Below are 26,038 nucleotides of genomic sequence, written 5' to 3'. Positions count from 1 at the left end.
TGATAAAGATGCGACAGGATTCCCTTAAGTATTGTGTCACACGAAGAGGAGGAGACTAAATGACAACACATCCGATCGAAGGCTTAATGAAGGTTGCAATGGAAAACATTAAGGAAATGGTCGACGTGAATACCATTGTCGGCGATCCTGTAGAAACCCCTGACGGCAGCGTCATTATGCCGATTTCCAAGGTGGGCTTCGGTTTTGCGGCAGGGGGCAGTGAATTTTCATCCGCCGAAGAGAACAATGCGGGTGGCCATCGCAACGATGCAATGAACGCGCAAGTAGCCCTTCCTTTCGGCGGCGGCAGCGGCGGCGGTGTGTCGATTACCCCAATAGCGTTCCTGGTGGTTGGCAAGCATGGCGTAAAAATCGTTCCTTTAGATAACCAAACGCACTTGCTGGAGCGCCTCATTGATTCCGCACCGACGGTGGTGGACCGTATCCAAAGCATGATGAAAGGTAACAAAACCGGCATGCCGGAGAGCGGCACCCATGTGACGAATAATATCGAGAACCAAAATTTTATTGTTTAGCGGCAATTTTATAAGTGATTAGTATGGTTCCAACTTTTGCCGGCTGCTCAAATTTGTTTGGGCAGCTTTGCTTTTTGTTTATGGTTGCTCTTTAAAAAGCTTTCTTTTATAGTTAGGTTATGAGTCAATAACGAAAGAGGTTTTTTTGTGCGTTTACTTCCTACTCGATCCTGTATTCCTGGTATGAAGCTAGGGAAATGCATTTATAATGAGGAAGGTGTCATCCTGCTTAAAGAGCATGTTGAGCTTTCACAAACCGTTCTCAACCGGCTCGAGCAGCTTGGCATCGATTTTTTATACATTGAAGATGAAGCGACAAGCGATATCGTTATAGAAGATCCAATCTCCGATGAAACGAGGGTTAAAGCCCTTAGCGAAATACGAACACAATTTAGGAGCATGATCGAAGGCAACAGCAGACCGAAATTTTCAAAAAATCATTTTATGGGAAAAGCCTTCGGCAATGTGATGAAGATGATCATCGAAGATCTGGATTCCAGAGAAGACGCCCTTATCATGTTAATGAATATGAATGTCACGAATACATATTTATACCAGCATTCTCTTAATGTTTGCATTTATGCTACCATGCTGGGCATGGCTAACGGATACAGCCGGGATGAAATTTTGACACTTGGTCTGGGAGCGCTATTACATGATATCGGAATAATCAAGATTAATCAGGACTTGCTGAAAAAACCGGGACCTCTGACTGATGCCGAGCGCACAGAGGTTCAGGCTCATGCGGAATTAGGCTTCAAATTATTGAAGGACGAGCCTAACATACCGCTGTTGGCTGCCCATTGCGCCTTCCAGCATCACGAGCGTCTGGATGGCAGCGGCTATCCGCGAGGAATTAAAGACAAGGAAATCCATGAATACGCCAAATGGATCGCCATTGTAGACAGCTATGACGCGATGACGATGCATCGCCCGTACAGGACAGCCATGCTGCCGCATCAAGCGATGGAGACACTGTTCGCAGGCGTAGGGACATTATATGAGCATAAGAAGGTAGCTTTATTCCGGGACAATGTCGCGATCTACCCGCTCGGACTATCCGTTGTACTAAGTACAGGCGAGAAGGGAGTCGTTGTCAATATTAACCCTGCGGTACCTCAGCGTCCTGTCATCCGTATCTTTGAGGATGCTGAAGGGCAGAAAACACAGCCGTACGAAGTGGATCTATCTGAAAAGCTGACTGTGTTCGTAAGCAGTGTGGATGATGGGGGTGGCAGATAATGTGCGGGAGGTATACGATCACCGTTACACTGGAGGAGCTGATGCTCCATTTCTTATTAGGCGAGAACGTGGCAGCCCGATATGCTCCCCGGTATAATATAGCTCCGGGTCAATGGATTCCCGCTATCATAGGCGGAGAGAGCCAAGGAGATCGCCGGTTGGGCGAGCTTCGCTGGGGGCTTGTGCCGAGCTGGTCGAAGGATGAGAAGGCTGGTGTCACCCCTATCAATTTACGAGCGGAGACGGTGACGGAGAAGCCGTCCTTTCAACGTCTGTTAAGCCGTAAACGATGCATGATTCCGTCCGACGGATTCTATGAGTGGAAGAAGGCGGGGAAAAGCAAGCAGCCTATCCGGTTTACGATGAAAGACGGCGGTCTTTTCGGCATGGCGGGTTTATATGATACCTGGGTTCAAGCTAATGGAGAGAAGCTGCATACCTGTACTATTCTTACTACGGAACCCAACGATCTTGTGGCCGCTGTACATGATCGGATGCCGGTTATCTTAACCAAAGAATCGGAATCGCTATGGCTGGACCGTACTGTAACGGAGCTCTCAAGACTCGAGCCGGTGCTGGCTTCTTATCCCGCCAGCCTTATGACTTCCTATGAAGTCGACCCCAAGGTGGGCAACGTACGCTATGATGAACCGGATTGCATCGCTCCGATGCGATCCTTGATATAACACTAAAAATAGCTCTGCAGGAACGATACCTCGTTTCCGCAGGGCTATTTTATTTGCATGGCAACTCATAACCATGGTGGATAAGCATATACTTGTACAAGATGTTCCGTAAACGAATCGAGTCACGCTTCCTTAACAGGAATTAAGCCGTCCGGAAACGGAATGCCGGAGGCTGCAATAAAATTAGGAGGATCGGACCACATGAAAAGACTGGGTTCATTGTTGATAATGGGGATCTACCTGATAATTTCGGCAGGCTGGCCGGCAGCTGTACAAGCCGCTCCCCCTGTATCCACGCATGCGGAGGCGGCAGCACTGATAGATGTAACCTCGGGCCGTATTTTGTATAGTCAGCAGGGAGACAAGCAGATGCGGATTGCCAGCTTGACGAAGATCATGACGGCGATTGTTGCGATAGAGAACAGCAAGCTGTCAGATATGGTGAAAGTAAGCAGAAATGCAGCCGGCAAAGAAGGTTCCTCCATCTACTTGAAGGTCGGCGAGGAAATGAGCCTGAATCATTTGCTGTACGGGATGATGCTTCGTTCCGGCAATGATGCGGCTACCGCGATCGCGGAGCATGTAGGAGGAACTGTGGAAGGATTCGGCTACATGATGAATGAGGAAGCCAAGCTGCTCGGTATGACCCGCTCCAGCTTCAAGAATCCTAGCGGACTTGATGCGGAAGGACATTATTCAACAGCGAATGATATGGCCAAGCTTGCGGCCCACGCGCTTCAAAATCCGGTTTTCCAGGAAATCGTAAAAACAAAGGTGAAGAAGGTGCCCAATCCTAACGAAGCCTGGGATTATACTTGGCTTAACAAGAACAAGATGCTGAGCTTGTACGAAGGCGCGGACGGAGTCAAGACCGGCTATACCAAGACCGCGAAACGCTGCCTCGTCTCATCGGCCACCCGCAACGGACAACAGCTGGCTGTCGTCACGCTGAATGACGGCAATGATTGGGCTGATCACGCCAAGCTTTTGGATTACGGGTTCAAGAATTACCCTCTGCAGCAGTTTATCGGCAAAGGCGATGCGGTGCAAGGCACCGACCTGGTTGCCGGCAAAAGCTTTGCTTATCCGGTGCTGGAAAGCGAAAAGGGCCAATTCTCAACCAAGATCCAATTAGTTGACCCTGCTTCAACGAATTATCGTCTGGGTGAAAGAGGGTCACTCACCTACAGCTTGAACGGCAAGCCTATTGGCAGCATTCCGCTATACGATAAGGATAGTCCAAGGTTAAATCAGCCGGAGCAGTCTGCATTTTTCTTTCAGGCCTCCGATCAGGGAACAGCGACATACGCGGATAAATGGCTCTATATTGTACAGTTCCTGGTCCGCGTCTTATTCACGGGACAAGCGGCATAACAATTAGGAAGGGAGACACCTCTTCTATGGTGAATCTTATATGGTTGTTTTTCATTGTCGCCGGTTTTGTAGTGGCTGCCGTCAAGGGAAATATTGAAGTTGTCACGCAGGCGGCGTTTGAGGGTGCCAAGAGCGGAGTAACCGTTTGCTTCGGCTTGATCAGCGTGATGGTGTTCTGGCTCGGCATGATGCGAATTGCGGAGGATGCGGGACTGCTGCAGAAGCTGGCTGTCCTGCTCCGGCCTTTCGTGCGTTTCTTATTCCCAAGCATCCCCAAAGACCATCCCGCTATCGGATACATCATGTCCAATATGAGCGCCAACATTTTGGGGCTGGGCAACGCTGCCACCCCGATGGGGATCAAGGCCATGCAGGAGCTGCAATCGCTCAATCCGGACAAGGATAAGGCGAGCCCGGCCATGTGTACACTGTTAGCGCTTAATACGGCCAGTATTACTCTCATTCCTACGACACTGATTGCCATACGAATGAATTTTCAATCGGCGAACCCTACCGATATCGTCGGAACGACGCTGGTGGCAACCTTCATATCGACCTTGGCAGCAATTATAGTCGATAAGTGGTACCGGAGCCGAAGCGCACCCCTGTTTCGGAAGCCTCCCGCCAATCCGCCAGCTACTCCTCCAGGGAAAGGATGATCGCGTTTGTACTCCTTCGTCAATATCATTTCGGCTTGGGCCATCCCGGTCATCATTGTCTTTATTCCGTTATTCGCCGCCTACCGTAAAGTGCCCGTCTATGAATCGTTCGTAGACGGGGCCAAGGAAGGCTTTGATACGGCGATCCGGATCATTCCGCATCTGGTCGGCATGATGGTTGCTATCAGCGTCTTCCGGGCATCCGGGGCTATGGAGCTGCTGATAGGATGGGTGAAGCCATTCTGTGCGATGATCGGCATCCCGAGCGAAGTGCTGCCACTTGCGATCCTTCGTCCGCTCACGGGCGCCGGCTCGCTTGCTTTTACGACAGATCTTGTTCAACAGTTTGGGCCTGATTCCATGATCGGCCGCATTGCCTCTACAATCCAAGGGAGCACTGACACGACGCTGTACGTCATTACGGTATACTTCGGTGCCATCGGTATCCGCAAGGCGAGCTATGCTCTTAAGGTCGGCTTAATATCCGATGCCGTAGGGTTTATAGCCTCTATCGCCATCTGTTATTTAGTCTTCGCCTAGAACCCCCAAAATTCTCCGCACATATACTGTACCAGCTAACAGATAAGAGGTGAGCTGAGTGCAGTATTACGGCATTATTATCCACCATTCGGTATGTCCCTCCATTAACGGTAAAGGCTATGATTTCTTCATCTCCCGGGATGGCACCATTATCCCGGCTTCCGAGCAAACCGACCCCCTGTATATTCACATTTGTGTGGAAGGCGATTTCTCTGAGCCCCGTTACAGCTATACGGTTAAGGAGAAAGAGCAGCTGTTTATTTTGAATAAACTGATCATCCGGCTTGCGGAAGCATGGCGTTTTCAACCGGATGACATATTTCCGCACAGTATTTCGTGTCCGGGAGCTTTTTTCCCATGGTCTCAACTTGTGATTTCACCTGATGATAGGTATCATTAGGTTGAGGTGAATACAGTCCAATGGAACGATTACAAAAAGTATTGGCAGAAGCGGGAGTGGCCTCCCGGAGAAAATGTGAGGAATTGATCACTGCAGGCCGCGTGCAGGTGAACGATAAGGTAATCACAACTTTAGGGGTAAAGGTTGATCCCCAAAAGGATGTGATTCACGTAGATGGACGGGCTATTCGACAGCAAAAGAAGGTTTACGTCCTGTTCAACAAGCCGAAGGGCGTCATTACTAGCGCTTCCGACCCCGGCGGCCGCAAAATCGTTACGGATTTCATGAAAGAAATTAAGGAACGAATCTACCCCGTAGGCCGGCTGGACTACGACACCGAAGGCTTGCTTCTGTTGACGAACGACGGCGATTTCGCCAATCTGCTAACGCATCCTAAGCATCATGTTCCACGTACATATCATGCAACCGTCAAAGGGGTGCCGCACGGTTCACTTCTGGACAAGCTCCGCGAAGGGATTCAGCTTGAGGACGGCATGACAGCTCCTGCGGAGGTTGAATATTACGATGTCAATCCGGAAAAAAATGAAACTATAATCTCCATGACCATTTACGAAGGAAGAAATCGTCAGGTTCGGCGTATGTTTGATGCGATCCAGTTTCCGGTTATTAAGCTGAAGCGTGTTCAATTCGGTCCTATACCTTTGCTCGGGGTACCCAGAGGCAAATTCCGGCTTTTAAAACCGCAGGAAGTGAAAGAACTGATCGATAGCGCTCTCAAGACACATAAAATTCAAAAAGGCAAATAATCGCTGACGCCAAATTTCGATATAATGGGGATAGAATCGACCGAGATGGTTTGGGGTGTAAAATAATGGGAAAACATAAACGTTGGGTTCAGATGGTGATATTTGCCGCGGTGATTGTTATCGGTGCGCTTACGATGTTCAACAATTTGTATGCTACGGATAAAAAGCCGGTCGAAGGCTCCAAAGCACCCGACTTTACGCTTGTAGGCCTGGACGGCAAGCAGCATAAGCTGTCCGATTATAAGGGAAAGTCCGTTATGGTTAATTTCTGGGGTACGTTCTGCCCGCCTTGTAAGAACGAAATGCCGGCCATTCAGCATCATTACGATAAGATGAACAAGGATACGACGGCAATACTCGGATTAAATCTGGGGGAGAGCAAGGTTACGGTTCAAAGCTTTATTGATCAGTACAAAATTAATTTCCCCATTCTGCTGGACGACAACGAAGAGACTCGTAAGCGGTACGGCGTTATGCAGTACCCTACTACCTTTTTTATTTCTCCGGACGGCAAGATTGCGAAGATTAAAATCGGCGAAATGGACGAAGCTTATATTGAGCAGACTTTCGCTTCCATAGCAGCTGCCGGTAAATAATCATCCAGCGGTGATGCTCATAGTAGTGATTTCATTACGTAAAGGCGTGCTATCCTTCCGATACTCCCTTTACGTAATGCTGTATGAGCGCAGTAACGAAGACGGATATCGATTCTCAATGAATCCAGTTAGTCTGGCAAGGCGGATGTTCCAACGAATCATCGGCTTTGGCACAAGAAGCAAGCTTTCCATGAAGCTCTCAGGAGGAACATCATGATTCAGAATACAAAATGCGAATGCGGTCATCAAAATTTGGTCGGAACCGTGCTGTGCGAGTCTTGCGGCAAGCCGCTGTTTGACGATGATGGTACAGAACCGCTTGAAATGCGTTATGACGGTGTCGCAAGGCGTTCGCAGAAGGCCAATCCGGGTTTGCTTGACAAAGTGTGGAATTTTTTCTCTTCCGTGAAAATCGCTATCTATATTATCATTATCACACTGTTGGGGGCCGCCCTGGGTACCATCTTTACGCAAGAAAGCAACTTCATTAATTTCGACCCGTCGACCTACTACAAGGAAACGTACGGAATTATTGGGGATATCTATTACAAGCTTGGCTTATCACGTACATACGAATCATGGTGGTTTATTACACTGCTTTTTATGCTAGGCACTTCGCTTGTGGTCTGCAGTCTGGACCGTGTCCTACCGCTGTACCGGGCGCTCAGCAAGCAGCAAATTCGCAAACATATCAACTTTATTTTGCGGCAAAAAGTATCTTACAGCGGTCCTATTACGCAAAGCACGGAGAAAGCCGATATAGAACAACAGTCAAGGGCGTGGATTGAACAAACGGCCCAGCTTCTCAAGAAGAAGCGCTACCGAGTTCATACGGACGGTACAGCGCTCCTTGCGGAGAAGAACCGATTCAGCCGATGGGGACCATACATTAATCATATCGGGCTGATCATTTTTTTAATGGCCGTCCTTATGCGCAGTCTTCCAGGATGGAATATGGACCAGTACGTTGCTTTTCCGGAAGGAACTCCTGTAAAAATCCCTTCTACTTCCTACTATCTGAAAAACGAGAAATTTACCGTAGACTATTACTCGGAAGACGAGATGTCCGCCGATTTCCGGGCCAAGCAGCAAGCCGTCGCCAAAATCTACGAGACCAAGGCCGTTCTCTACAAATGTACGGCTAACTGTGATGACCCGCTCAAGGAACCAACCCTAGAGGAAGTTCATCGTCAGGATATCATCGTCAACAAGCCGCTTAATTATAAAGGCCTGCTGGCTTACCAGTACGACTACAAGGAAGATCCGCTCTTAATTTCCGTGAAGCCTTCACTGAAAGATAAACAGACAGGAGAAGTATACGGCAGCATGGAATTATCGATGACCCGGCCGGAAGACGAATACAAAGTCGGTCCGTACCAGTTCAAGCTGAAGGGCTATTTCCCTGAATTCGGCCTGGACGACAAAGGGACTCCAATGACGAAGTCCAATGTAGCAAAGGCTCCCGCGTTTATCTTTTACATAACCGGGCCTGGACTATCTCCGGAGGGCCAGCCGTTTATCTATTTCCCGAGACAAGTGGATAAAGAAGCATTTGCACAAGATCAGATTAACGGGGAGATTGCCAAGAAGCTGGACCTCTCCGTCAATTCGATGTCAGATGTACAATTCTCTTCCTATACAAGCTACTTGAATATCCGCGTGGACCGAGCGCTTCCTTTCATATGGGTAGGCGCAGCCATATCCATGATCGGCCTGGTAATGGGCTTTTATTGGCACCACCGCCGTGTCTGGGTAAGAATTGACGACGGGCAGCTGTCGTTAGGTGCGCACACCAACAAAAACTGGTTCGGCATTCGAAAAGAAGTGGCGCACATTCTTCATAAAACCGGGATTCAGGTAGATCCCAAGACATTAGAGGCAGGGGTGTTGAAGTAGTGGACAGCAGTTCTTTGTTATTGCTTGCTTTCATTGTGTACAGCGCAGCATTTTTAGTATTTGTAATTGGCATTACGGGCAAGAAGCTAAACCGGCAGGATGCGGAGGCCAAAAGCCAGAAGTGGGGGAATGCAGGGATTATCTTATCCATTATAGGATTCCTCTGTCATCTGGGCTTCTTCTTCAAGCGTTGGGCGGAAGCAGGTCATATACCGACAAGCAATATGTTTGAATTTATGACCTTCCTTGCGATGATGATCATGCTGGCGTTTATTATCGTGTACTTCATTTATCGTTCGCAGGTGCTTGGGGTATTTGCATTGCCGGTAGGCATCATTATCATTGGGTATGCATCGGTATTTCCAAAAGAGGTGCAACCGCTGATCCCGGCCTTGCAGAGCTACTGGTTGAAAATTCACGTGACCACGGCAGCTGCCGGTGAGGCGTTCTTTGCGGTAGGCTTCGCCGCCGGGTTGATGTACTTGCTTCGAACCATCAATTTCAACAGCAGCGATCAAGCCGGTAAAAAGGAGAGATTCGGCGTCGAGATAACGATGTTCTTCCTGGTAACCATCGTAGCGTTCGTAGTTATGATCTTTAGCTTCAATGCCGCAGGCTACAGCGCTAAATTTGCGATGCCGGCAGCGGAAGGAGCCGTACAGCAAACGACGGAGTACGTATTGCCTCCGATTGTTATGCCTAAGGATTCTCAAGTGCTCGAGATGAAACCGTTTATTGGACTGACCGAGCCTTTATTTGAAGCCCCGGGATGGTTTAAGGGCAGCGGAGCGGCGAGAAAGCTGAATACCGTGATCTGGTCATTCATCGGCGGCCTCATTCTTTATGCGGTGCTCCGTTTGATCGCAAGAAAGCCTTTGTCGGCGGCAATCAGTCCGTTGATGAAGGAAATTGACCCTGAAGATATTGATGAAATCAGCTATCGCGCCATTGCGATCGGCTATCCTATCTTCACCTTAGGCGCACTTATTTTTGCCATGATATGGGCCGCGGAGGCCTGGGGGCGGTTCTGGGGCTGGGACCCCAAAGAGGTGTGGGCACTTATTACATGGCTCTACTATGCGGCATACCTGCATTTTCGTCTGTCCAGAGGCTGGCAGGGTAAAAGATCCGCTTGGCTGGCTGTTATCGGATTTATCGTCGTTATGTTTACGTTGATCGGTGTTAACCTAGTCATTGCGGGATTGCACTCTTACGCGGGTGTATAATGCAGGGATAATGGAACAGGAAAGGATGAAGGTTCATGACAGAAAGAAAGATGAACATATTGGTTGTCGATGATGAAGAGCGCATTCGCCGGTTGCTGCGGATGTACTTGGAGAAGGAGAACTTTTCTATCGAGGAAGCGGAGGATGGAGAAACGGCCTTGAAGAAGGCGGTTGAGAACGACTATGATTTAATATTGCTCGATATTATGCTTCCAGGTATAGATGGCAACGAGGTATGCTCGAGATTGCGTCAGGTGAAATCCACTCCGGTCATCATGCTGACAGCCAAGGGTGAGGAGACCAATCGTGTGCAGGGCTTCGAAATGGGAGCGGACGATTATGTCGTGAAGCCATTCAGCCCTCGTGAAGTGATCTATCGGGTCAAAGCGATATTGCGCCGTTCCTCGGTTACAGCGTACTTGTCCAAAGATGTTAACACGAGCAACAACATCGTGTTCCCGAATCTGGTCATTGAGCATGATGCACACCGTGTTACGGCCGGAGGACAAGAGGTGGCGTTGACACCTAAGGAGTACGAGCTATTGCATTACCTGGCGGTCTCGCCGGACAAAGTATTTTCAAGAGAAGAGCTGTTGAAGGACGTATGGAACTACGAATTTTTCGGTGATCTTAGAACCGTGGACACCCATGTCAAAAGACTGCGGGAGAAGCTGAATAAAGTTTCGCCGGATGCTGCTGCCATGATCACGACGGTTTGGGGCGTCGGCTATAAGCTTGAGGTGCCTAAATAAGGTGTTTATTTTAAAAAGTATTGTCGGAAAGCTCTGGCTGACTATTATCGGGCTGGTTGCTGTCATCTTGATGGTCTTAGGCCTGTTCCTGTTTCAATATATACAGACCTCATTCCCCAAGTCGCAGGATCAGATTGAAAGCCTGCATAAATTGGGCTCCAAGGTTGCAGAGGGCATTTCCCTTCATAGCGAGGACAATCACTATATTACGATGGTCAACGATTTGCTGAGCGCTCAGGAAGCGACCGTGTTTATTCTAGACAAACAGTTTAACCAATCCGGTTATTTTGAGCCTGGCAGTCTGGGGGATCTGCATTATGATGATTTCTTCAGCAAGCAGGACATGCAGAAGGTATTTGCAGGTCAGATCATCGATAATAAGGTTGTCGGAAAGGCGGGGGGCAAACAGCGAGCCAATAATTTGTATTCCGCTGTTGCCGTCCCCTTGAAGGATGCGTCCCAGCAAACCATTATCGGTGCGGCAGTGCTGTATCAATCGACCCAGTCGGTAGAGGAGACTCAAGCCTATGTCATGCGTTTATTCGCATACGTATCGCTCGCAGGGTTCCTTATGACAACGTTCTTCGCCTTCTTCCTGTTGACCAAAATTACGCAGCCGCTGCAGCAGCTGAAAAAAGCCGCGGATTTAATCTCACATGGAGAATATGGTACTCGGGTACCGATTTCTTCGGATGACGAGATCGGCGAACTGTCCAAAACGTTCAACCGGATGGGGGAAGAGCTGTCAGATACGATCAAGGCGCTGAATCATGAGAAGGAGCATCTGTCCAGCGTGCTGCGAAGCATGGCGGACGCCGTCATTACTTTTGATGCAGACGGTCAAGTGATCCTTACGAATCCCCAAGGCTATAAAATCGTTCGTGATTGGGGGCAGCTTCAATGGACCGACTTCGGTCAGGAGAAGGATTCTGAAGGGGATCAAAGCTTGCATATCGATATGATTCCGCCGCCCGTTCGACCGTTATTCGAAGAAGTGATCAACGGAGCTGCCGAGATCACATCCAAGCTTCATGTTCGTAATGAAGTCTGGTCGGTTGTAATGGCTCCGTTATATTCGCGCGATGTCGTCCGCGGAGTCGTTGCCGTCATGAGGGACGTAACGGAAGAGTTCGGGCTGGATAAGCTGAGGAAGGATTTCGTAGCCAATGTTTCCCACGAGCTTCGGACGCCGTTATCTATGCTTCAAGGATACAGCGAAGCCCTTGTGGATGATATCGCTTCATCACCGGAGGAACGGAAAGAATTGGCCCAAGTCATCCATGACGAGTCCCTTCGCATGGGTAGGCTGGTACGCGATCTTCTGGATCTGGCCAAGATGGAAACCGGCAATATGGAGATGAATTTCCGTGAAGTGGATATCCTTCATTTCATGAGGCGGATGCACAGGAAATTCGCCGTACTGTCCAAGGAGCGGGGCATCACGATGACGGTGGATCTTCCCGAGGAGGAATTGCTGCTGGCCCATGCGGATGAAGATCGATTGGAGCAGGTCATGACCAATCTACTCGATAATGCGATACGCCATACTCCTCCGCAAGCACAAATCCAATTGCGTGCCGCAAAGCATACTTATGAGGGCAAGGATGCCATCTTGCTCGAGATTACGGACCAGGGACAAGGAATACCTGCTGGAGACTTGCCTTATATATTTGAGCGGTTTTATAAAGCGGATAAAGCCCGTACGCGGGGAACGAGCGGAGGCACCGGACTTGGCCTTTCCATTGTGAAGAGCATTGTGGAAGCCCATAAGGGTACCGTGCAAGTAAAGAGTACGGTAGGGCAAGGGACGACCTTTTCGGTTATTCTTCCATGCGATCCTAGGTAGGTAAGCAGGATATCGGACGATTCTACACGGATCTGCATCACATATCGACAAGAAGAAAGAGAGCTTCCGACAGAAATTATCGGAAGCTCTTTCTTTTTGTTGAATGCAGGAAGTAAATCTTGTTGTCCGTGAAACAAAGTGAAATTATTGCAGAGTAAGGTCGGCTACTTTCTCGATTTCCGGAAGCTGTGCAAGCTGTTCCAGTACGTCTGCAGGAGCTGCTTTGTCCGTAGTCAGAACCATGATCGCGGAGCCGCCGAATACTTTACGTCCCACTTGCATCGAGGCGATGTTCACGTCGTTATTGCCAAGCAAGGTTCCCACTTTACCGATGATGCCCGGTTTATCGTTATGGGAGATCAACAGCAGATGACCGTGAGGGGCAATATCAACAGGATATTGATCGATTTGCACGATGCGTTCGCCGTAGCCTGCAAGCAGGGTTCCAGCCAATGTGCGCTCTTCATTTTTCGTTTTTAAAGTAACGGATACCAGGTTCGTGAACGTTTTGGATGCCGTCGATTTTTGAGTCACGATGTTGACGTCACGAGTTTTTGCCAAATGCATCGCATTTACGATATTTACGCCTTCCAGCTGATTAGCCAAAATGCCTTTGACGATGTAGCGGGTAAGCGGAGTAGGATCCACATCGCTCAAATCGCCGGAATAGTTCACTACGATTTCGTTGACGGCGCCTTCGGTCAATTGTCCTGCGAATTGTCCGAGCTGTTCACCGAGGTTGAAGTAAGGCTGAAGCTTATTCAACACAGTCGGAGGAACAGGAGGCATGTTAACGGCATTTTTAAACGGCTGGTCGCGCAGAATATGAAGGACTTCCTCGGAAACGTCAATCGCTACGTTCTCTTGTGCTTCTACAGTGGAAGCTCCCAAGTGAGGAGTCACGATAATTTTAGGGTTGTTCAGGAATGGATGATCCGGTTTTGGCGGCTCTTGTTCGAATACGTCAAATGCAGCACCTGCTACAATACCCGATTCGATAGCTTCAACCAAAGCCATTTCATCAATAATGCCGCCGCGCGCGCAGTTAATGATGCGTACGCCTTTTTTCATCAGCTCGAACTGCGGGCGGGAGATCATATGGCGGGTTTCGTTAGTCAATGGCGTATGAACGGTAATGAAGTCGGCTTGTGCGGCGATCTCGTTAACCGTACCTAATTTGACACCGATTTTCTCAGCGCGTTCTTCTGTCAGGAACGGGTCATATCCGATAACATTCATGCCGAATACTTTAGCGCGCTTCGCAACCTCGCTGCCGATGCGTCCCATACCCAGGATACCCAAGGTTTTGTTGCGCAGCTCTACGCCGACGAAGGTTTTGCGGTCCCATTCGCCGCCGACTGTTTTTTTGTAAGCTTGAGGAATGGAACGCGCGACCGACATCATCATGGCGAAGGTCAATTCACAAGTGGCGATGGTATTTCCGTCCGGAGCATTGATAACCACGATACCGCGTTTGGTTGCAGCTTCCAAATCGATATTGTCAACGCCAACGCCTGCGCGGCCTACAACTTTTAATTTAGCAGCGGCATTCATGATTTTCTCGGTTACTTTTGTCTGGCTGCGTACCATCAAAGCGTCATAATCGGCGATAATGGCGATCAGCTCGTCTTCGGACAAACCGTTTTTCTTCTCAACGGTAACATCCTCTGCGTCATACAGCATTTGAATTCCCATGTCGCTAATGCCATCCATTACTAACACTTTAAACATTGTTCAGACCTCCAAATATAGTATAATGTCTAACAGCTCAAATGACGGACGATAGGGAGGGTGGGCTGCACCTCGAGCCATATCACCTTGTAAATGAGCATAAAAAAACTCCTCATCCCCATACGATTGCCCGTATATAAGGGACGAAGAGTTACTTTCGTGGTACCACCCTAATTCGCTGCGCGTTCACACGAGCAGCCTCGCGAGTCATAAGACTCAGAAAGGTAACGGTTCCTACCCGGCTGCACCTACTTTGCCCGTTCACACGAAGCGGTAGCATTTCAATACAGCAACTCTGGAGTGCTCCGTATAAAGGATAATGTCCGACTCGCACCAACCATCGGCTCTCTGCGCATTACCGGATTATACTGTCTCCGTCAAAGTCGATTGTTAAAATGAATTTTCATTAGCGTACCATGACCCTGTAATTCGTGTCAATAGGTGTCGAATAGGTTGTCCGACCTAATTTGACAAGCCTTGCTAGGGGACGAGATCTACGTACGCTTTGTGCTTGAATGGCGATAATTGTTCGCCTTTCACTAGCTACAAACCATATTTTATGGCAATTTCGTACGGATTGCAATGGTTTTTACTTGATCAATTGTGAATTTTTCGTTATTGTTCTTTACGAGGCAATCAAGAGAAGGAGATGGGCTTAATGGAACCTTTTGAAATGATAGATCCGAAAGCATTCGTGGAGAAGTTGAACCAAGAGGAGATGGGAGATTCCATTATCATTGATGTAAGAGATCCTATGGAATGGGAATATTACCATCTGGACGAGGCGAAGCTGATTCCTATGAACACTATACCTGCCCGTTTATCGGAGCTTCCCACGGATCGTAAGCTCTATATCGTGTGTGCTCACGGTGTGAGGAGCGCCAACGTGTGCTATTACTTGAAGCAGCAAGGGTATGACAATGTCGTGAATGTGGAAGGAGGCATGGCAGCCGTAGCTATGCTTCGAGGCTTCCAATACGATTAATGATTTGACAAAAAAAGCCGTTTCAAATGCAAACCCGCGGGTCTGCAATGAAACGGCTTTTTAATTTCTGGCTTCCCGTAAAGCACTTCAATGTGCTTTCGAAGCCGCAGCACCGCCTTGTAGGGTTACCTCAATTTTGTCCGGTAAAGAAGGGGATTTGCGGCAGGGTTTCGTTCGGATACCATCTGCTTTTGTTGCGGATAAAATCTCCGGAACGAACGGCGTCCGTTGCCAGAAGTACTTCAATAACCGGTTGAATTTGAGTCAGATTGTATTTCGAGGCTTGCCCCGTTGCGATCATCTCGTCGATTCGGATGCATAGATCCTGCGGTGTAAACGGCTTATACAGCTTGGTATTTACTAGAACACCGGATATGTAAACATTCTTGACATTAAGAGGGAGTGAGTTCCACTCCTGTATGGTTAACGGCTTTCCGGCATCGGCGGTTTGAATGGAAGCGGATGCAGATTGCTGCCATTTGACGATGGAATCGTAATAGTTCTTTTGCGCTGCCAAAGCAAAGTTTTTCGCTTCGATCAAGTATGCATTGCTGTCCATATCCTTCAGCAGCTCCGCAGCCGGCATGGAATTGGCTCTGGATTGAAGGCTGCTCAAAGCTTCGCTAAACAGCTTCAGGCTCTTGGCATAGTTTTGCTGTCCCTCCTGCAGAAGAGGCGAGGATTCCGGCATGGATTTGTCGATGATTTCATCGTACTTGTCTTTAGCCAGCTTGGACAAATCCTTGAGCAATAAGGAGGCATCCGCGCTCCGGTTGACTTCAAGCACGTCTAATTTATCAAACCAGCTCGTTTGAAATTCCCTGTACGGTTGATAAATGGTATGATAGAAAGACACCAGATACTGTTGATGATAAGCGGAATACGCTTTGGCAGCATCCTGCTGCCGGGAGATCTGACCTTCGTACTTTGCGGCGGAACGTTCCTGACCCAATTTGACTCCGAGGAAAAAAGTGCCGAGAGCGAGTACGAGCATAAAAATGAAGATGAGGACAAATAAGTAATCTGTACGGGTCAACCTTTTCTCCATGTTCAAGCTCCTTGATGTTTTTTTATTGATAGTATAGGTGATCCTGTCGAAAAAAGGAATAATTTGCATGAAAAAATTTAATTTTAAGCAATTTAAGTTCAGGCACGTCCAGGCCGATGAAATCGACGAACGGTTTCTCATCATGAATTTATACATGACGCAAGTGCTGGTGCTGCTGCTTGGAGCCATTATTATGTTTTTTCAGAAGCCTTCCTTGTCTCAAATGTTTTCTTGGAAGCATGGAATCTGGATTCCTGTTTGGGGAGTTGTCTTCGCCTTAGCCGTGCTGATTGTCGATTTGCTTATTTCGAGATGGGTGCCTCCCGAAGTGACGGACGACGGCGGAATCAACGAGCTGCTGTTCAAAAACCGCCCTTTATGGCATATTACCGTTATGTCCCTTTTCGTTGCCCTATGTGAGGAGCTTTTATTCAGAGGCGCCATTCAGGCTTCTTGGGGGCCTTATTGGACAAGTATATTATTCGCGGCCATTCATATCCGGTATTTGCAGCATTGGCTTATGACGGGTCTGGTATTCAGCATCAGCTATGGCCTGGGCTGGATTTATATTCAGACGGGTTCCTTATGGACGCCTATCATAGCCCATTTCGTCATCGATTTTATAATGGGTTGTATTATACGTTACAGGAGAGAGGATTAAATGCATTTGAGTCAACAAGATATGAGCGCACAAAACAAACAAGGCCCGGAAGAGGAATGGGAGGAGGAACACTTTCTTCCTCCGCGCAGCACCATACATCCAACGGAAAAGGAAAGATGGCTCCCTGTCTTTTACCGGACCTTGCTGTGGTTATTTATCTTGCTAGTCATCGGACTTCTGATCTGGGGCTGGGATTATCTGAAGAAACACAGCTAACAAACCATAGAAGATATCTTGAATCCGTCCTGGGGAACGGATCTTTTTTTGCCCGCGGATCTGAAGAGCGGGGTTAAGGCGTGATTTCTATCGTCGCCGGATCGATAAAGCCGTACTGCTTCTGCTCCAGCTCGGTGAGGAGCTTATCCAGCGCCTTATCGGTCCAAGGAAGCTCATGCATCAAGATGTTGCTTCCGGGCCGAAGCTGCTCCAGCACATTGGCGACCACTTGATCGGGATTGTTGTTTTTGGTGCTCATCTCCCAGTCCTTCGATCCGTTGGACCAGGTCATAAAGAGCATTTGCTCCTCCTTTACCTTGGCCTTGACGATATCACCGCCGGAACCGAATGGAGGACGGAAGAAGCGAGGCGCTTCCCCAATGGCTTCTTTTACGATAGCCTGAACGTCTCCGATTTGCTGATTGACCTTCTCTTCGTTTTCTTTTTTCAAGTCAATGTGATCCCAGGAGTGATTACCAATCGTTTGCCCCCTTTCATGAATCAGCTTGAGGAGCTCCGGCTTTTGCTTCACGCGGTAGCCGTTGACGAAAAAAATCGCCTTGGCATGATGCTTGTCCAATGTATTCAGCATCGATTCGAGCATTTCTTTATCCTTGGGTCCGTCGTCGAACGTAAGCAGCACCATTTTTTTCTCGGTTACTGAGGGATCGATGGGCTGGATATCATAGCTTTTCGGATTTAACCGGTAGGCTGTCTTCGGTACTTCGGGCGGCGCAGCTGATGGCTTCGGCGATGGCAAAGTTTCGGCAGATTGCACTGTAGGCGGCTGCGAGGGAGCGGTATCCGTCGGCTTGGTTATTTGAGCTGGGGTAGTTTTGGAATGCTCTGTCCCTCCGGAAGGGCCGGGTTGCGCACCTGTGATAGTACCGGAAGGCTTTGCGGTATTTTGGCAGGCTGTTGCTGTCAAAATAAGAAGGGCTGCAAGCCCTGTAAGCAGCTTTTTGTTCATGTCTGACTTCTCCTGTTCTGTGTTGGTTTCCTAATTTTATCATGCATGCTTCGCTTCTTCATAGCGGACAATACGTATGTAATCAAACGGATGGAGGGATAGCCATGAAGTTCGGATCATTCTTGCTTGGGGGATTGGTTGGAGCTGCCGCTGTTGTTTATTTCAATAATAAAAGCAAATCCATGCTCTTTTCAGCAATTAGCAGCAAAAACCAATCGCTCGGCGGCTTTGCGGACAAAGCAGGCGCTTCAAATCACTCGGACGTTAAAAACCAGCCTGCCTCCGGATCGGAATCCATACATGCTAAGAAGGAAGCGGGTTCCACCCATGAAGGCCTCGCCAGAGTGGAAGCCCTTATTAATAAGGATGCCGAGATCAAAGCCGCAGTCGATGAAATTCTGACAGAGAATCAACAAAAGGAAGTATATCAGACTCAATGAAGTCTGTAGATGGACCGGAAGTACCAGACATGAGCAGAACCTGTGCTCGTGTCTTTTCTTTTTTTCAGGACATTCGTACATTTCTTGTTATGTTGTGATATAATAGTCATATAATTGAATACAAGCTATAAATGCTTACTCACCTTTTTAACCTTACTTCATAAGCTATAATATATGCGTCGGCAAGGAGGAATCCTGTATGAAAATGGAGCGTTTAAGTCAGGACAAGATACGGATTTTCCTCACATTCGACGACTTGACGGAGCGAGGCATTCAAAAGGATGACATGTGGAGAGAAATTCCTAAAGTGCACGAGTTGTTCAGCGATATGATGGATCAGGCTTATTCCGAGCTAGGCTTCGAGCCTTCCGGACCGCTTGCCGTTGAGGTGCTCCAGCTCCCGGCGCAAGGTATGGTCGTTATCGTTACGCGCGGGAAGGTGGATTTCCAACATTCCGTTGAGTCCTACGACGAGGAAGTCGAAGAAATGTATGAGCTTGAAGTCACGCTGGAGCAAACGGACCAAATCTCCTATATGTTTCATGATTTTGAAGACTTACTGCGCATGGCGAAAGTGCTGAATCCGTTGGTTACTGACGGTGGAATCCTGTTTTCGTATAAGAACAAGTGGTTTCTGCAATTAAATGCCGATGAACTGGATGAGAGCGGATACCAGGCTGTGATTGCTGTTCTGTCCGAGTTTGGGGATGTGGCTACCGTAACGCGTGCGGTTCTCGAGGAGTATGGCAAGACGGTTATAGCGTCTGACGCTGTGAAGGTGCTGTGTTCCCACTTTAAATAAGCTGTCACAGTCGGCTTGACCTAGATGATAAAAGCGTCCAACAAAAACTTGATGTTTTTGGGGGATGCTTTTTTTTGAATTTGTTACTCCGGGGGCTGTTATTTTGGCGTTTTCTTTCCCCTTTTTTGGGAGAAATGGGGAGTGCATGAGGGTGTTTCGATAGTGCAACAATAGGGGAATGAACCGTTCAGGACTAGACCAATCAACTTCAAAAGGATGATTCTAGATGACAGAGAATTTGAATGTGCTTCATTCCACCCAAATCATTATTGAGAAGGCTTTGACCAAGCTCGGCTATTCCCAAAGTATGGTGGAGCTGCTCCGGGAGCCTATGAGGGTATTAACTGTAAAAATTCCGATTCGTATGGATGATGACTCTATCCGGATCTTCACCGGCTACCGAGCCCAGCACAATGATGCTGTTGGCCCTACCAAGGGGGGCGTTCGCTTCCATCCCGATGTCAATGAGGACGAAGTAAAAGCACTGTCTATCTGGATGAGCTTAAAATGTGGTATTGTCGATCTTCCTTATGGAGGCGGCAAGGGAGGCATTATTTGCGATCCAAGGAACATGTCGATGCGTGAGCTTGAAAAGCTAAGCCGCGGATATGTGCGGGCCATTAGCCAAATTGTCGGGCCGACCAAAGATATTCCTGCCCCCGATGTGATGACCAACTCTCAGATCATGGCGTGGATGATGGACGAATACAGCCGCATTCGCGAGTTTGATGCGCCGAATTTTATTACAGGCAAGCCGATTGTACTCGGCGGCTCTCAAGGCCGGGAAACGGCTACAGCCAAGGGTGTAACTATTATGATCGATCTTGCGTTGAAAAAGAAAGGAATCTTGCTGAAGGACGCCAAGGTTGTTATTCAAGGCTTCGGCAATGCGGGCAGCTTTCTGGCGAAATTTTTGCATGATGCGGGAGCCAAGGTTGTGGGAATCTCCGATGTATATGGGGGACTGTACAATAAAGACGGGCTTGACATCGATTATTTGCTCGATCGCCGAGATTCCTTCGGTACGGTAACGAAATTGTTCCAGAATACGCTGACGAACAAAGAGCTGCTCGAGCAAGAATGTGATATTCTTGTACCGGCGGCGATCGAGAATCAGATTACAGCGGAGAATGCAGACCGCATCCGGGCTTCCATCGTTGTGGAGGCAGCGAATGGACCGACGACTCTGGAAGCGACCAAGATACTAACGGACAGAGGCATCCTGATCGTACCGGACGTGCTGGCAAGTGCGGGCGGGGTGGTCGTGTCTTATTTTGAATGGGTGCAGAACAACCAAGGATATTACTGGACAGAGGCGGAAGTGCATGCCAGACTGCAAGAAGTGATGGAAAAAGGCTTTGAAAATGTCTATAATATTCATATTACAAGAAATGTTGATATGCGCTTGGCCGCCTATATGGTTGGCGTACGCAAGATGGCAGAGGCCGCCCGGTTCAGAGGGTGGATCTGATTCTGGATAGGAAATGGAGGGGGACACATGAGCGTCTTCTCAGTCTTAGCGGCGGCGATAGCGCCCGGTGTCGCTCTACTTGCATATTTTTATTTGAAGGATCGCTACGATACGGAGCCGATTCATCTGGTGATGAAAGTATTTTTGTTCGGTGTGCTCCTCGTGTTCCCGGTCATGGTACTGCAGCGTGCATTTGTTCATGCGCTCGGTGAAAATCCGTTCGTGTTCAGCTTTATCATTTCTGCTGGAATTGAAGAGTTTCTGAAATGGTTCCTTGTCTATTTCATTATTTATAAGCACACATCTTTTGATGAGCCTTATGACGGCATTGTCTACGCGGTTGCCGCATCGCTTGGTTTTGCAACGCTGGAGAATGTATTTTACGCGCTCCTGAATTCCTCGTCCATATCCAGCCTTCTGTTCCGGGCGCTGCTTCCGGTATCGGGGCATGCGATGTTCGGCGTCATTATGGGCTATCATTTGGGGAAAGCGAAGTTTGTACCCCATCGGTCTGCAAGGCATTTGGCGTTTTCTCTGGCGTTTCCGATTTTTTGGCACGGCGTGTTCGATTATGTGCTTGCGACGACCAAAACCTACTGGATCTGGTTTATGATCCCGCTGATGGTCTTTCTATGGATTCGAAGCTTGCGCAAAGTGGAGAGAGCTAACGCAACCTCTCCCCTCCGGGTCGTTCAAGCGGATGATAAGGTTAAAATTTAACCTGTTTGTCTATACTTGACGTATCGACTTTTATAGAACCGGAGGGCATGCATGTCTGTAAATGAACGAGTCAAGGTAACCATACGCTGCAAAAACTGCGGAGAAAGATTTATTCTGCGGGGTAAAAAGGATAAGGGCAAGATCGATACCGGGTTCAAACAGTGCATTTGCAACAACGCTAACGATTTTGATATTGAGACTCATGATTTTTGATGAAGGAAGCTTTGGAAGCTGTGTGTCGCAGCACTTTCCGAGCTTCTTTTTTTGTGCATAAGACTTCTTCCTTGGGCGAAAACTAAAGCCAAGTTTGGCTGAAGAAGGGAGATTCCACTTACATGTACAGCAGATTAAGTATTGTTATGTTTCCGATTCTACTTGTTGCCTTGATTGGCGCCGGCGTATGGGGGTACTTGGAGCATCAGGAAAAAAACTCGATCCTAATTAAAGCCGAGAACCAATACCAAAGAGCATTTCACGACTTATCCTTTCATGTCAACAAGCTGCATAGCGAGCTGGGGAATACATTAGCGGTGAATACGGCATCCCAGGACAGCTATAAGAAAGGATTAATCAATGTCTGGCGCATCACCAGCCAGGCCCAAAGCGAGATCAATCAGCTTCCGCTGACTCTGCTGCCGTTCAATAAAACGGAGGAGTTTTTGGCCAATATGGCTAACTTCTCTTATAGGGCCGCGTTAAGGGACCTGAACAAGCAGCCGCTGTCCCAGGAAGAGCTGGGCACCTTGAACGCTTTGTATCAGCATTCCTCTGAAATATCCACGAACCTTCGGGATATGCAGTCCAAGGTATTGACTAACAACCTCCGCTGGATGGATGTCGAAACCGCCTTGGCGACGGAGAAGGAGCCGCTCGATAATGCGATCATTGACGGTTTCCAGACCATGGACAAAAAAGTATCGGAATACTCTGACGTCAAATGGAGCCCGTCGGTAATGAATATTTACCAAAAGCGGGATATGAAGATGCTGTCCGGCAATGATGCTACCGCTGAAGAGATCAGACAGAAGGCAGCCCAATTCCTGAATCTCCAGGATCCATCCGTGCTGCAGGTTGTCGAGAATGGCGCGGGGACGGAGTTCCATTCCTTTAGCGTAACGGCTCCACGCAATCAATCGTCGGATGGGGTCCATATGGACTATAGTACAAAAGGCGGACAGCTGCTGTGGTTTGCAGCGCCTCGTGACGTCACCGAGAAAAAACTGGACGTACGCAAGGCCCGCGACACGGCCGCCGAGTTTTTGGATTCGCACGATTACAAGAATATGACGGCTGTTTCTTATGACGAATACAATAATAACGCCAATATTACTTTTGCAAGTCGTAAAAACGATGTGATCAACTACCTGGACAAAGTATCGGTCAAAGTGGCTTTGGATAACGGGGAAATCCTGGGCTTGCAGGCAACCGATTACGTATTCGATCATAAAGACCGGGAGCATAAGGCGCCTAAGCTGACGGCGGAAGAAGCGCGCAAATCGCTGAACCCGAATTTGAAGGTCGATAATGAAGCGAAGGCTCTGATTCGCAACGATGCTCAGGAAGAAGTATTGTGCTACGAATATACAGGCCGAATTAACGGCGGCGTGTACCGGATCTATATCAATGGCGAGACCGGAACCGAAGAGAAAATTGACCGTCTTGGGAAGGACGAGCAGCAGGTAACACAATCTTAATCATAAGAGGAAGAAGCGCCGAGCTTCTTCTTTTTTTCATGTACGCCCAGCATGGGCGTCATCTATAGGGTGGAAGTCCCGAACGGGGGCTGGCGAGCGCCTACCGTAGCCAAGGGCAAGGGTGTCGACCGCGAGGTCGAATCTGAAGGAAGCCGGAGGCAAATGCACGGACCAAGGTACACGAACCCAATTCGAGGCAGTGTTAGTCGGATGAGTCTCCTTGACAAGACGAAATCCGAAGCCGCCAAGGACTGACGCTGTAAACTTGGGTGGTCGCGGGCAGACAGATGGCGTTCTTATCTGGGGAGACCTGCGGGAAATGCGAAGTACCTTCGTAACCGCAGCTGAGAAGCTGCGCTGAATCCGCAGGAGTCAGCAGAGGCCATAGTACGGGAGTACGGGACGCCGGAAACCGGAAGGGCCGAACCGAAAGGAGAGAGGAAACCGATGCGTTCGCATGAAGAGCAACGACAGCAGAATATCTCGCAAGAGAGCTCGCGGCAAAAAGCAGCGGTGAAGCCGTCAGGGTATGCCGGAGCGCCGAGTTCTTCGTCGGCACAAGTCGCCCCTTCCTCTCGCAAAGACCAGAACGACTTGCTGGAGAAGATGCTCGAGGGAGAAAACCTTCGTCTTGCCTACAAACGAGTGGTTCAGAACGGGGGAGCACCCGGTGTGGACGGAGTAACGGTAGCGGAGCTACAAGCTTACCTGAAAACACACTGGGACACGGCAAAAGCCGAACTCCTCGCGGGAACGTACAGACCTGCGCCAGTCAAACGGGTGGAAATCCCCAAACCCGGAGGCGGCGTACGGCTGCTCGGCATCCCGACCGTGATGGACCGGCTTCTCCAGCAGGCACTTCTGCAAGTGATGAACCCGATCTTCGACGCCCATTTCTCCTGGTACAGCTACGGTTTTCGCCAAGGAAAACGGGCGCACGACGCGGTTAAACAAGCACAAGCCCATATCCGTAGCGGCCTTAGATGGGTCGTGGACCTGGACCTCGAGAAGTTTTTTGACCGGGTAAACCACGACATGCTTATGGCAAGGGTGGCACGAAAAGTGACGGACAAGCGAGTCCTCAAGCTGATTCGTTCCTACCTTAACGCTGGGGTTATGGTGGAAGGGGTTTGCCAAAAGACGGAGGAAGGGACCCCTCAAGGAGGTCCTTTGAGTCCGCTCTTGGCGAACATCCTATTGGATGACTTGGACAAAGAGCTAACCCGGAGAGGATTACGGTTTGTTCGGTATGCAGATGACTGCAACATCTTCGTGGCAAGCAAACGCGCTGGGGAGCGCGTCATGGAATCGGTGATTCACTTTGTAGAAGGAAAGCTGAAACTGAAAGTGAACCGCGACAAGAGTGCGGTGGACAGGCCGTGGAAACGCAAGTTCTTGGGTTTTAGTTTCCTGTCGAACAAGCAAGCTACGGTTCGGCTAGCCCCAAAGACAATATCGCGGTTTAAGGAAAAGATCCGGGAACTGACGAACCGGAGTCGCACGATGTCGATGGAAGAGCGCATCTCTGGACTTAACCGCTACCTTATGGGATGGATTGGTTATTTTCGACTGGCATCAGCGAAGAACCACTGCGAGAGCTTCGACCAGTGGATTCGCCGTAGGCTCCGCATGTGTCTCTGGAAGCAATGGAAGCGAGTTCGAACTCGGATCCGTGAACTCCGGGCACTTGGAGTACCGGAATGGGCCTGTTTCGTCATGGCCAATTCACGTCGTGGCGCATGGGAAATGTCTCGGAACATAAATAACGCCCTTCCAACTTCCTACTGGGAAGCGAAAGGGCTGAAAAGTTTGCTTTCTCGTTATCTGGAACTTTGTTAACCTTTTGGAACCGCCGTATGCGGACCCGCATGTACGGTGGTGTGAGAGGACGGGGGCTAGCCGCCCCCTCCTACTCGATTCCGGAGTTTGCAAAACTTAGAGATCTCCGTAAAGTACATGAATCGGCTCCGAAGCTGAAGCACCACTTTGAGGACCATTTTTTTGCTTCCCATATGTTGCCTTCATGATATAATGAATGGGTATAAGTAGTACTTTGGTACTGCTTTTTCGCTAACATCTAGGGGAGGTGCGCTTGTTTGCTGCCGAAAGTAAATGAAATTTTACATATACAAATCAATTCGATCGACGAAGATGAGGCCAAACAGGAGTTTAAATCGAGAATTGCCGATATGACGGACAAGCAGATCAGCATGGAGATTCCGATGAATGAACGGACGGGCCGTTTAAAAAGACTCTATATCGGGGATGAACTGTCGGTCTATTTTATTACCGATGGAGGAGTGAAAAATTATTTTACATCGACCGTCCTCGGCTTCTCGGATGACGTGATCAGAACCGTTCATATTAAAAAGCCGGATCCCGAATCGATTACCAAGGTGCAGCGGCGCAATTTCCTGAGAGTGCCGGCAGAGCTTGAGATCGCGGTAGCGTATTCGGATCAGCTAAAATTTGTAGCGGTTACAGACGACGTCGGCGGAGGGGGAATCTCCTTTCTGTGCGACGGCTATATTCCGCTTGCCACGCAGCAAACGGTCCGGTGCTGGCTATTGCTGCAATTCAAGAACAATCAACTCGAGCATATTCCTTTCAAGGGAGAGCTGGTGCGGGTCAAGCCTTTGGAAACGGGGAAACAGCAGGTCATGCTGAGATATTCGGAAATTACCGACCACGACAGACAAAAAATTATTCGTTACTGCTTCGAAAGACAGCTCGAATTCCGCAAAAGGTAAGCATGAAACGAAAAGGATTGGGTACACTAC

The 26,038-nt window shown here is 48.8% G+C and carries 27 protein-coding genes and 1 other annotated feature; of the genes, 24 read left to right on the top strand and 3 right to left on the bottom strand.

The window, feature by feature from the left end; genetic code table 11:
• Nucleotides 1-59 precede the first annotated feature (59 nt).
• The 13 genes from ytfJ (at nucleotide 60) to GGC63_RS26615 (ending at nucleotide 12,520) form a co-directional block, all read left to right on the top strand.
• Nucleotides 60-536, top strand: a complete 477-nt coding sequence (gene ytfJ / locus GGC63_RS26675; RefSeq protein WP_192704898.1) for a GerW family sporulation protein — start codon at nucleotides 60-62, stop codon at nucleotides 534-536.
• Between the two features lie 147 nt (nucleotides 537-683).
• Nucleotides 684-1,778 (top strand): HD-GYP domain-containing protein, encoded by a 1,095-nt coding sequence (locus tag GGC63_RS26670; protein ID WP_192704897.1) that lies wholly within the window; start codon nucleotides 684-686, stop codon nucleotides 1,776-1,778.
• A complete protein-coding gene (locus tag GGC63_RS26665) occupies nucleotides 1,778-2,464 on the top strand; it encodes an SOS response-associated peptidase (protein WP_192704896.1) in 687 nt (228 codons plus the stop codon). Before GGC63_RS26670 ends, GGC63_RS26665 begins: the two co-directional genes overlap by 1 nt.
• A gap of 201 nt (nucleotides 2,465-2,665) precedes the next feature.
• A complete protein-coding gene (locus tag GGC63_RS26660) occupies nucleotides 2,666-3,838 on the top strand; it encodes a D-alanyl-D-alanine carboxypeptidase family protein (RefSeq protein WP_192704895.1) in 1,173 nt (390 codons plus the stop codon).
• A 26-nt stretch (nucleotides 3,839-3,864) separates the two neighbouring features.
• Entirely contained in the window at nucleotides 3,865-4,497 is a 633-nt protein-coding gene (locus GGC63_RS26655) for a nucleoside recognition domain-containing protein (protein WP_192704894.1), read from the top strand.
• A gap of 6 nt (nucleotides 4,498-4,503) precedes the next feature.
• Nucleotides 4,504-5,037, top strand: a complete 534-nt coding sequence (locus tag GGC63_RS26650) for a spore maturation protein (RefSeq protein ID WP_079910727.1) — start codon at nucleotides 4,504-4,506, stop codon at nucleotides 5,035-5,037.
• A 58-nt stretch (nucleotides 5,038-5,095) separates the two neighbouring features.
• Nucleotides 5,096-5,437, top strand: a complete 342-nt coding sequence (locus GGC63_RS26645; RefSeq protein ID WP_079910726.1) for an N-acetylmuramoyl-L-alanine amidase — start codon at nucleotides 5,096-5,098, stop codon at nucleotides 5,435-5,437.
• A 20-nt stretch (nucleotides 5,438-5,457) separates the two neighbouring features.
• Nucleotides 5,458-6,204, top strand: coding sequence for a pseudouridine synthase (locus GGC63_RS26640; protein WP_079910725.1), 747 nt, complete (start codon nucleotides 5,458-5,460; stop codon nucleotides 6,202-6,204).
• Between the two features lie 65 nt (nucleotides 6,205-6,269).
• Nucleotides 6,270-6,800 (top strand): thiol-disulfide oxidoreductase ResA, encoded by a 531-nt coding sequence (gene resA, locus GGC63_RS26635; RefSeq protein WP_192704893.1) that lies wholly within the window; start codon nucleotides 6,270-6,272, stop codon nucleotides 6,798-6,800.
• Between the two features lie 213 nt (nucleotides 6,801-7,013).
• Entirely contained in the window at nucleotides 7,014-8,696 is a 1,683-nt protein-coding gene (locus tag GGC63_RS26630) for a cytochrome c biogenesis protein ResB (protein WP_079910723.1), read from the top strand.
• A complete protein-coding gene (gene ccsB / locus GGC63_RS26625) occupies nucleotides 8,696-9,922 on the top strand; it encodes a c-type cytochrome biogenesis protein CcsB (protein WP_192704892.1) in 1,227 nt (408 codons plus the stop codon). The genes GGC63_RS26630 and ccsB overlap by 1 nt, the downstream gene beginning before the upstream one ends.
• A gap of 35 nt (nucleotides 9,923-9,957) precedes the next feature.
• The gene (locus GGC63_RS26620; protein WP_079910721.1) at nucleotides 9,958-10,674 is read left to right on the top strand and encodes a response regulator transcription factor; all 717 of its coding nucleotides are present in this window, start codon (nucleotides 9,958-9,960) and stop codon (nucleotides 10,672-10,674) included.
• Between the two features lies 1 nt (nucleotide 10,675).
• Nucleotides 10,676-12,520 (top strand): ATP-binding protein, encoded by a 1,845-nt coding sequence (locus GGC63_RS26615; protein ID WP_079910720.1) that lies wholly within the window; start codon nucleotides 10,676-10,678, stop codon nucleotides 12,518-12,520.
• Nucleotides 12,521-12,664: 144 nt separating this feature from the next.
• On the opposite strand, the gene serA is transcribed toward GGC63_RS26615, so the two are convergent.
• Nucleotides 12,665-14,251, bottom strand: coding sequence for a phosphoglycerate dehydrogenase (gene serA / locus GGC63_RS26610; RefSeq protein WP_192704891.1), 1,587 nt, complete (start codon nucleotides 14,249-14,251; stop codon nucleotides 12,665-12,667).
• Between the two features lie 136 nt (nucleotides 14,252-14,387).
• Nucleotides 14,388-14,641: a binding site (T-box leader), on the bottom strand.
• A gap of 268 nt (nucleotides 14,642-14,909) precedes the next feature.
• Between serA and GGC63_RS26605 the strand changes: the two genes are divergently transcribed.
• On the top strand, nucleotides 14,910-15,236 hold the full coding sequence (locus GGC63_RS26605) for a rhodanese-like domain-containing protein (protein ID WP_192704890.1): 327 nt from the start codon (nucleotides 14,910-14,912) through the stop codon (nucleotides 15,234-15,236).
• A gap of 130 nt (nucleotides 15,237-15,366) precedes the next feature.
• On the opposite strand, the gene GGC63_RS26600 is transcribed toward GGC63_RS26605, so the two are convergent.
• Nucleotides 15,367-16,284, bottom strand: a complete 918-nt coding sequence (locus GGC63_RS26600) for a hypothetical protein (RefSeq protein WP_192704889.1) — start codon at nucleotides 16,282-16,284, stop codon at nucleotides 15,367-15,369.
• A gap of 67 nt (nucleotides 16,285-16,351) precedes the next feature.
• On the opposite strand from GGC63_RS26600, the gene GGC63_RS26595 reads away from it, so the two are divergent.
• Both GGC63_RS26595 and GGC63_RS26590 read left to right on the top strand, forming a co-directional pair.
• The gene (locus tag GGC63_RS26595) at nucleotides 16,352-16,945 is read left to right on the top strand and encodes a CPBP family intramembrane glutamic endopeptidase (protein ID WP_192704888.1); all 594 of its coding nucleotides are present in this window, start codon (nucleotides 16,352-16,354) and stop codon (nucleotides 16,943-16,945) included.
• Nucleotides 16,946-17,161, top strand: a complete 216-nt coding sequence (locus tag GGC63_RS26590) for a hypothetical protein (RefSeq protein WP_144027856.1) — start codon at nucleotides 16,946-16,948, stop codon at nucleotides 17,159-17,161.
• Nucleotides 17,162-17,234: 73 nt separating this feature from the next.
• On the opposite strand, the gene GGC63_RS26585 is transcribed toward GGC63_RS26590, so the two are convergent.
• Nucleotides 17,235-18,131, bottom strand: coding sequence for a polysaccharide deacetylase family protein (locus tag GGC63_RS26585; RefSeq protein WP_192704887.1), 897 nt, complete (start codon nucleotides 18,129-18,131; stop codon nucleotides 17,235-17,237).
• Nucleotides 18,132-18,235: 104 nt separating this feature from the next.
• Between GGC63_RS26585 and GGC63_RS26580 the strand changes: the two genes are divergently transcribed.
• From GGC63_RS26580 to GGC63_RS26545, 8 genes are all read left to right on the top strand, one after another.
• The gene (locus GGC63_RS26580; RefSeq protein WP_079910714.1) at nucleotides 18,236-18,571 is read left to right on the top strand and encodes a hypothetical protein; all 336 of its coding nucleotides are present in this window, start codon (nucleotides 18,236-18,238) and stop codon (nucleotides 18,569-18,571) included.
• 199 nt (nucleotides 18,572-18,770) lie between these two features.
• Nucleotides 18,771-19,373 (top strand): genetic competence negative regulator, encoded by a 603-nt coding sequence (locus GGC63_RS26575; RefSeq protein WP_079910713.1) that lies wholly within the window; start codon nucleotides 18,771-18,773, stop codon nucleotides 19,371-19,373.
• A 226-nt stretch (nucleotides 19,374-19,599) separates the two neighbouring features.
• Nucleotides 19,600-20,844 carry a Glu/Leu/Phe/Val family dehydrogenase gene (locus GGC63_RS26570; RefSeq protein WP_079910712.1) on the top strand — a complete coding sequence of 415 codons (1,245 nt, stop codon included), beginning with the start codon at nucleotides 19,600-19,602 and terminating at the stop codon, nucleotides 20,842-20,844.
• A gap of 27 nt (nucleotides 20,845-20,871) precedes the next feature.
• Nucleotides 20,872-21,564: a glutamic-type intramembrane protease PrsW gene (gene prsW, locus GGC63_RS26565; protein WP_079910711.1), complete on the top strand. Its 693-nt coding sequence runs from the start codon at nucleotides 20,872-20,874 to the stop codon at nucleotides 21,562-21,564.
• A gap of 51 nt (nucleotides 21,565-21,615) precedes the next feature.
• Nucleotides 21,616-21,777 (top strand): hypothetical protein, encoded by a 162-nt coding sequence (locus GGC63_RS26560; protein ID WP_179136005.1) that lies wholly within the window; start codon nucleotides 21,616-21,618, stop codon nucleotides 21,775-21,777.
• A 122-nt stretch (nucleotides 21,778-21,899) separates the two neighbouring features.
• Entirely contained in the window at nucleotides 21,900-23,258 is a 1,359-nt protein-coding gene (gene ypeB / locus GGC63_RS26555; protein WP_192704886.1) for a germination protein YpeB, read from the top strand.
• Between the two features lie 447 nt (nucleotides 23,259-23,705).
• Nucleotides 23,706-25,097, top strand: a complete 1,392-nt coding sequence (ltrA, locus tag GGC63_RS26550; protein WP_192704885.1) for a group II intron reverse transcriptase/maturase — start codon at nucleotides 23,706-23,708, stop codon at nucleotides 25,095-25,097.
• Between the two features lie 257 nt (nucleotides 25,098-25,354).
• The gene (locus GGC63_RS26545) at nucleotides 25,355-26,008 is read left to right on the top strand and encodes a flagellar brake protein (RefSeq protein WP_192704884.1); all 654 of its coding nucleotides are present in this window, start codon (nucleotides 25,355-25,357) and stop codon (nucleotides 26,006-26,008) included.
• The last annotated feature ends 30 nt before the right edge of the window (nucleotides 26,009-26,038 follow it).

Origin of the sequence: Paenibacillus sp. OAS669, from assembly GCF_014873645.1 — a bacterium.
Taxonomy (GTDB): domain Bacteria; phylum Bacillota; class Bacilli; order Paenibacillales; family NBRC-103111; genus Paenibacillus_S; species Paenibacillus_S vulneris.
This window is presented reverse-complemented; position numbering and strand designations above follow the sequence as displayed.

Coding starts and splice junctions, on each gene's coding strand:
- ytfJ (WP_192704898.1), top strand. CDS start 60: ATGACAACACATCCGATCGAAGGCTTAATGAAGGTTGCAATGGAAAAC.
- GGC63_RS26665 (WP_192704896.1), top strand. CDS start 1,778: ATGTGCGGGAGGTATACGATCACCGTTACACTGGAGGAGCTGATGCTC.
- GGC63_RS26660 (WP_192704895.1), top strand. CDS start 2,666: ATGAAAAGACTGGGTTCATTGTTGATAATGGGGATCTACCTGATAATT.
- GGC63_RS26655 (WP_192704894.1), top strand. CDS start 3,865: ATGGTGAATCTTATATGGTTGTTTTTCATTGTCGCCGGTTTTGTAGTG.
- GGC63_RS26640 (WP_079910725.1), top strand. CDS start 5,458: ATGGAACGATTACAAAAAGTATTGGCAGAAGCGGGAGTGGCCTCCCGG.
- resA (WP_192704893.1), top strand. CDS start 6,270: ATGGGAAAACATAAACGTTGGGTTCAGATGGTGATATTTGCCGCGGTG.
- GGC63_RS26630 (WP_079910723.1), top strand. CDS start 7,014: ATGATTCAGAATACAAAATGCGAATGCGGTCATCAAAATTTGGTCGGA.
- GGC63_RS26620 (WP_079910721.1), top strand. CDS start 9,958: ATGACAGAAAGAAAGATGAACATATTGGTTGTCGATGATGAAGAGCGC.
- serA (WP_192704891.1), bottom strand. CDS start 14,251: ATGTTTAAAGTGTTAGTAATGGATGGCATTAGCGACATGGGAATTCAA.
- GGC63_RS26605 (WP_192704890.1), top strand. CDS start 14,910: ATGGAACCTTTTGAAATGATAGATCCGAAAGCATTCGTGGAGAAGTTG.
- GGC63_RS26600 (WP_192704889.1), bottom strand. CDS start 16,284: ATGGAGAAAAGGTTGACCCGTACAGATTACTTATTTGTCCTCATCTTC.
- GGC63_RS26595 (WP_192704888.1), top strand. CDS start 16,352: ATGAAAAAATTTAATTTTAAGCAATTTAAGTTCAGGCACGTCCAGGCC.
- GGC63_RS26590 (WP_144027856.1), top strand. CDS start 16,946: ATGCATTTGAGTCAACAAGATATGAGCGCACAAAACAAACAAGGCCCG.
- GGC63_RS26585 (WP_192704887.1), bottom strand. CDS start 18,131: ATGAACAAAAAGCTGCTTACAGGGCTTGCAGCCCTTCTTATTTTGACA.
- GGC63_RS26580 (WP_079910714.1), top strand. CDS start 18,236: ATGAAGTTCGGATCATTCTTGCTTGGGGGATTGGTTGGAGCTGCCGCT.
- GGC63_RS26575 (WP_079910713.1), top strand. CDS start 18,771: ATGAAAATGGAGCGTTTAAGTCAGGACAAGATACGGATTTTCCTCACA.
- GGC63_RS26570 (WP_079910712.1), top strand. CDS start 19,600: ATGACAGAGAATTTGAATGTGCTTCATTCCACCCAAATCATTATTGAG.
- prsW (WP_079910711.1), top strand. CDS start 20,872: ATGAGCGTCTTCTCAGTCTTAGCGGCGGCGATAGCGCCCGGTGTCGCT.
- GGC63_RS26560 (WP_179136005.1), top strand. CDS start 21,616: ATGTCTGTAAATGAACGAGTCAAGGTAACCATACGCTGCAAAAACTGC.
- ypeB (WP_192704886.1), top strand. CDS start 21,900: ATGTACAGCAGATTAAGTATTGTTATGTTTCCGATTCTACTTGTTGCC.
- ltrA (WP_192704885.1), top strand. CDS start 23,706: ATGCGTTCGCATGAAGAGCAACGACAGCAGAATATCTCGCAAGAGAGC.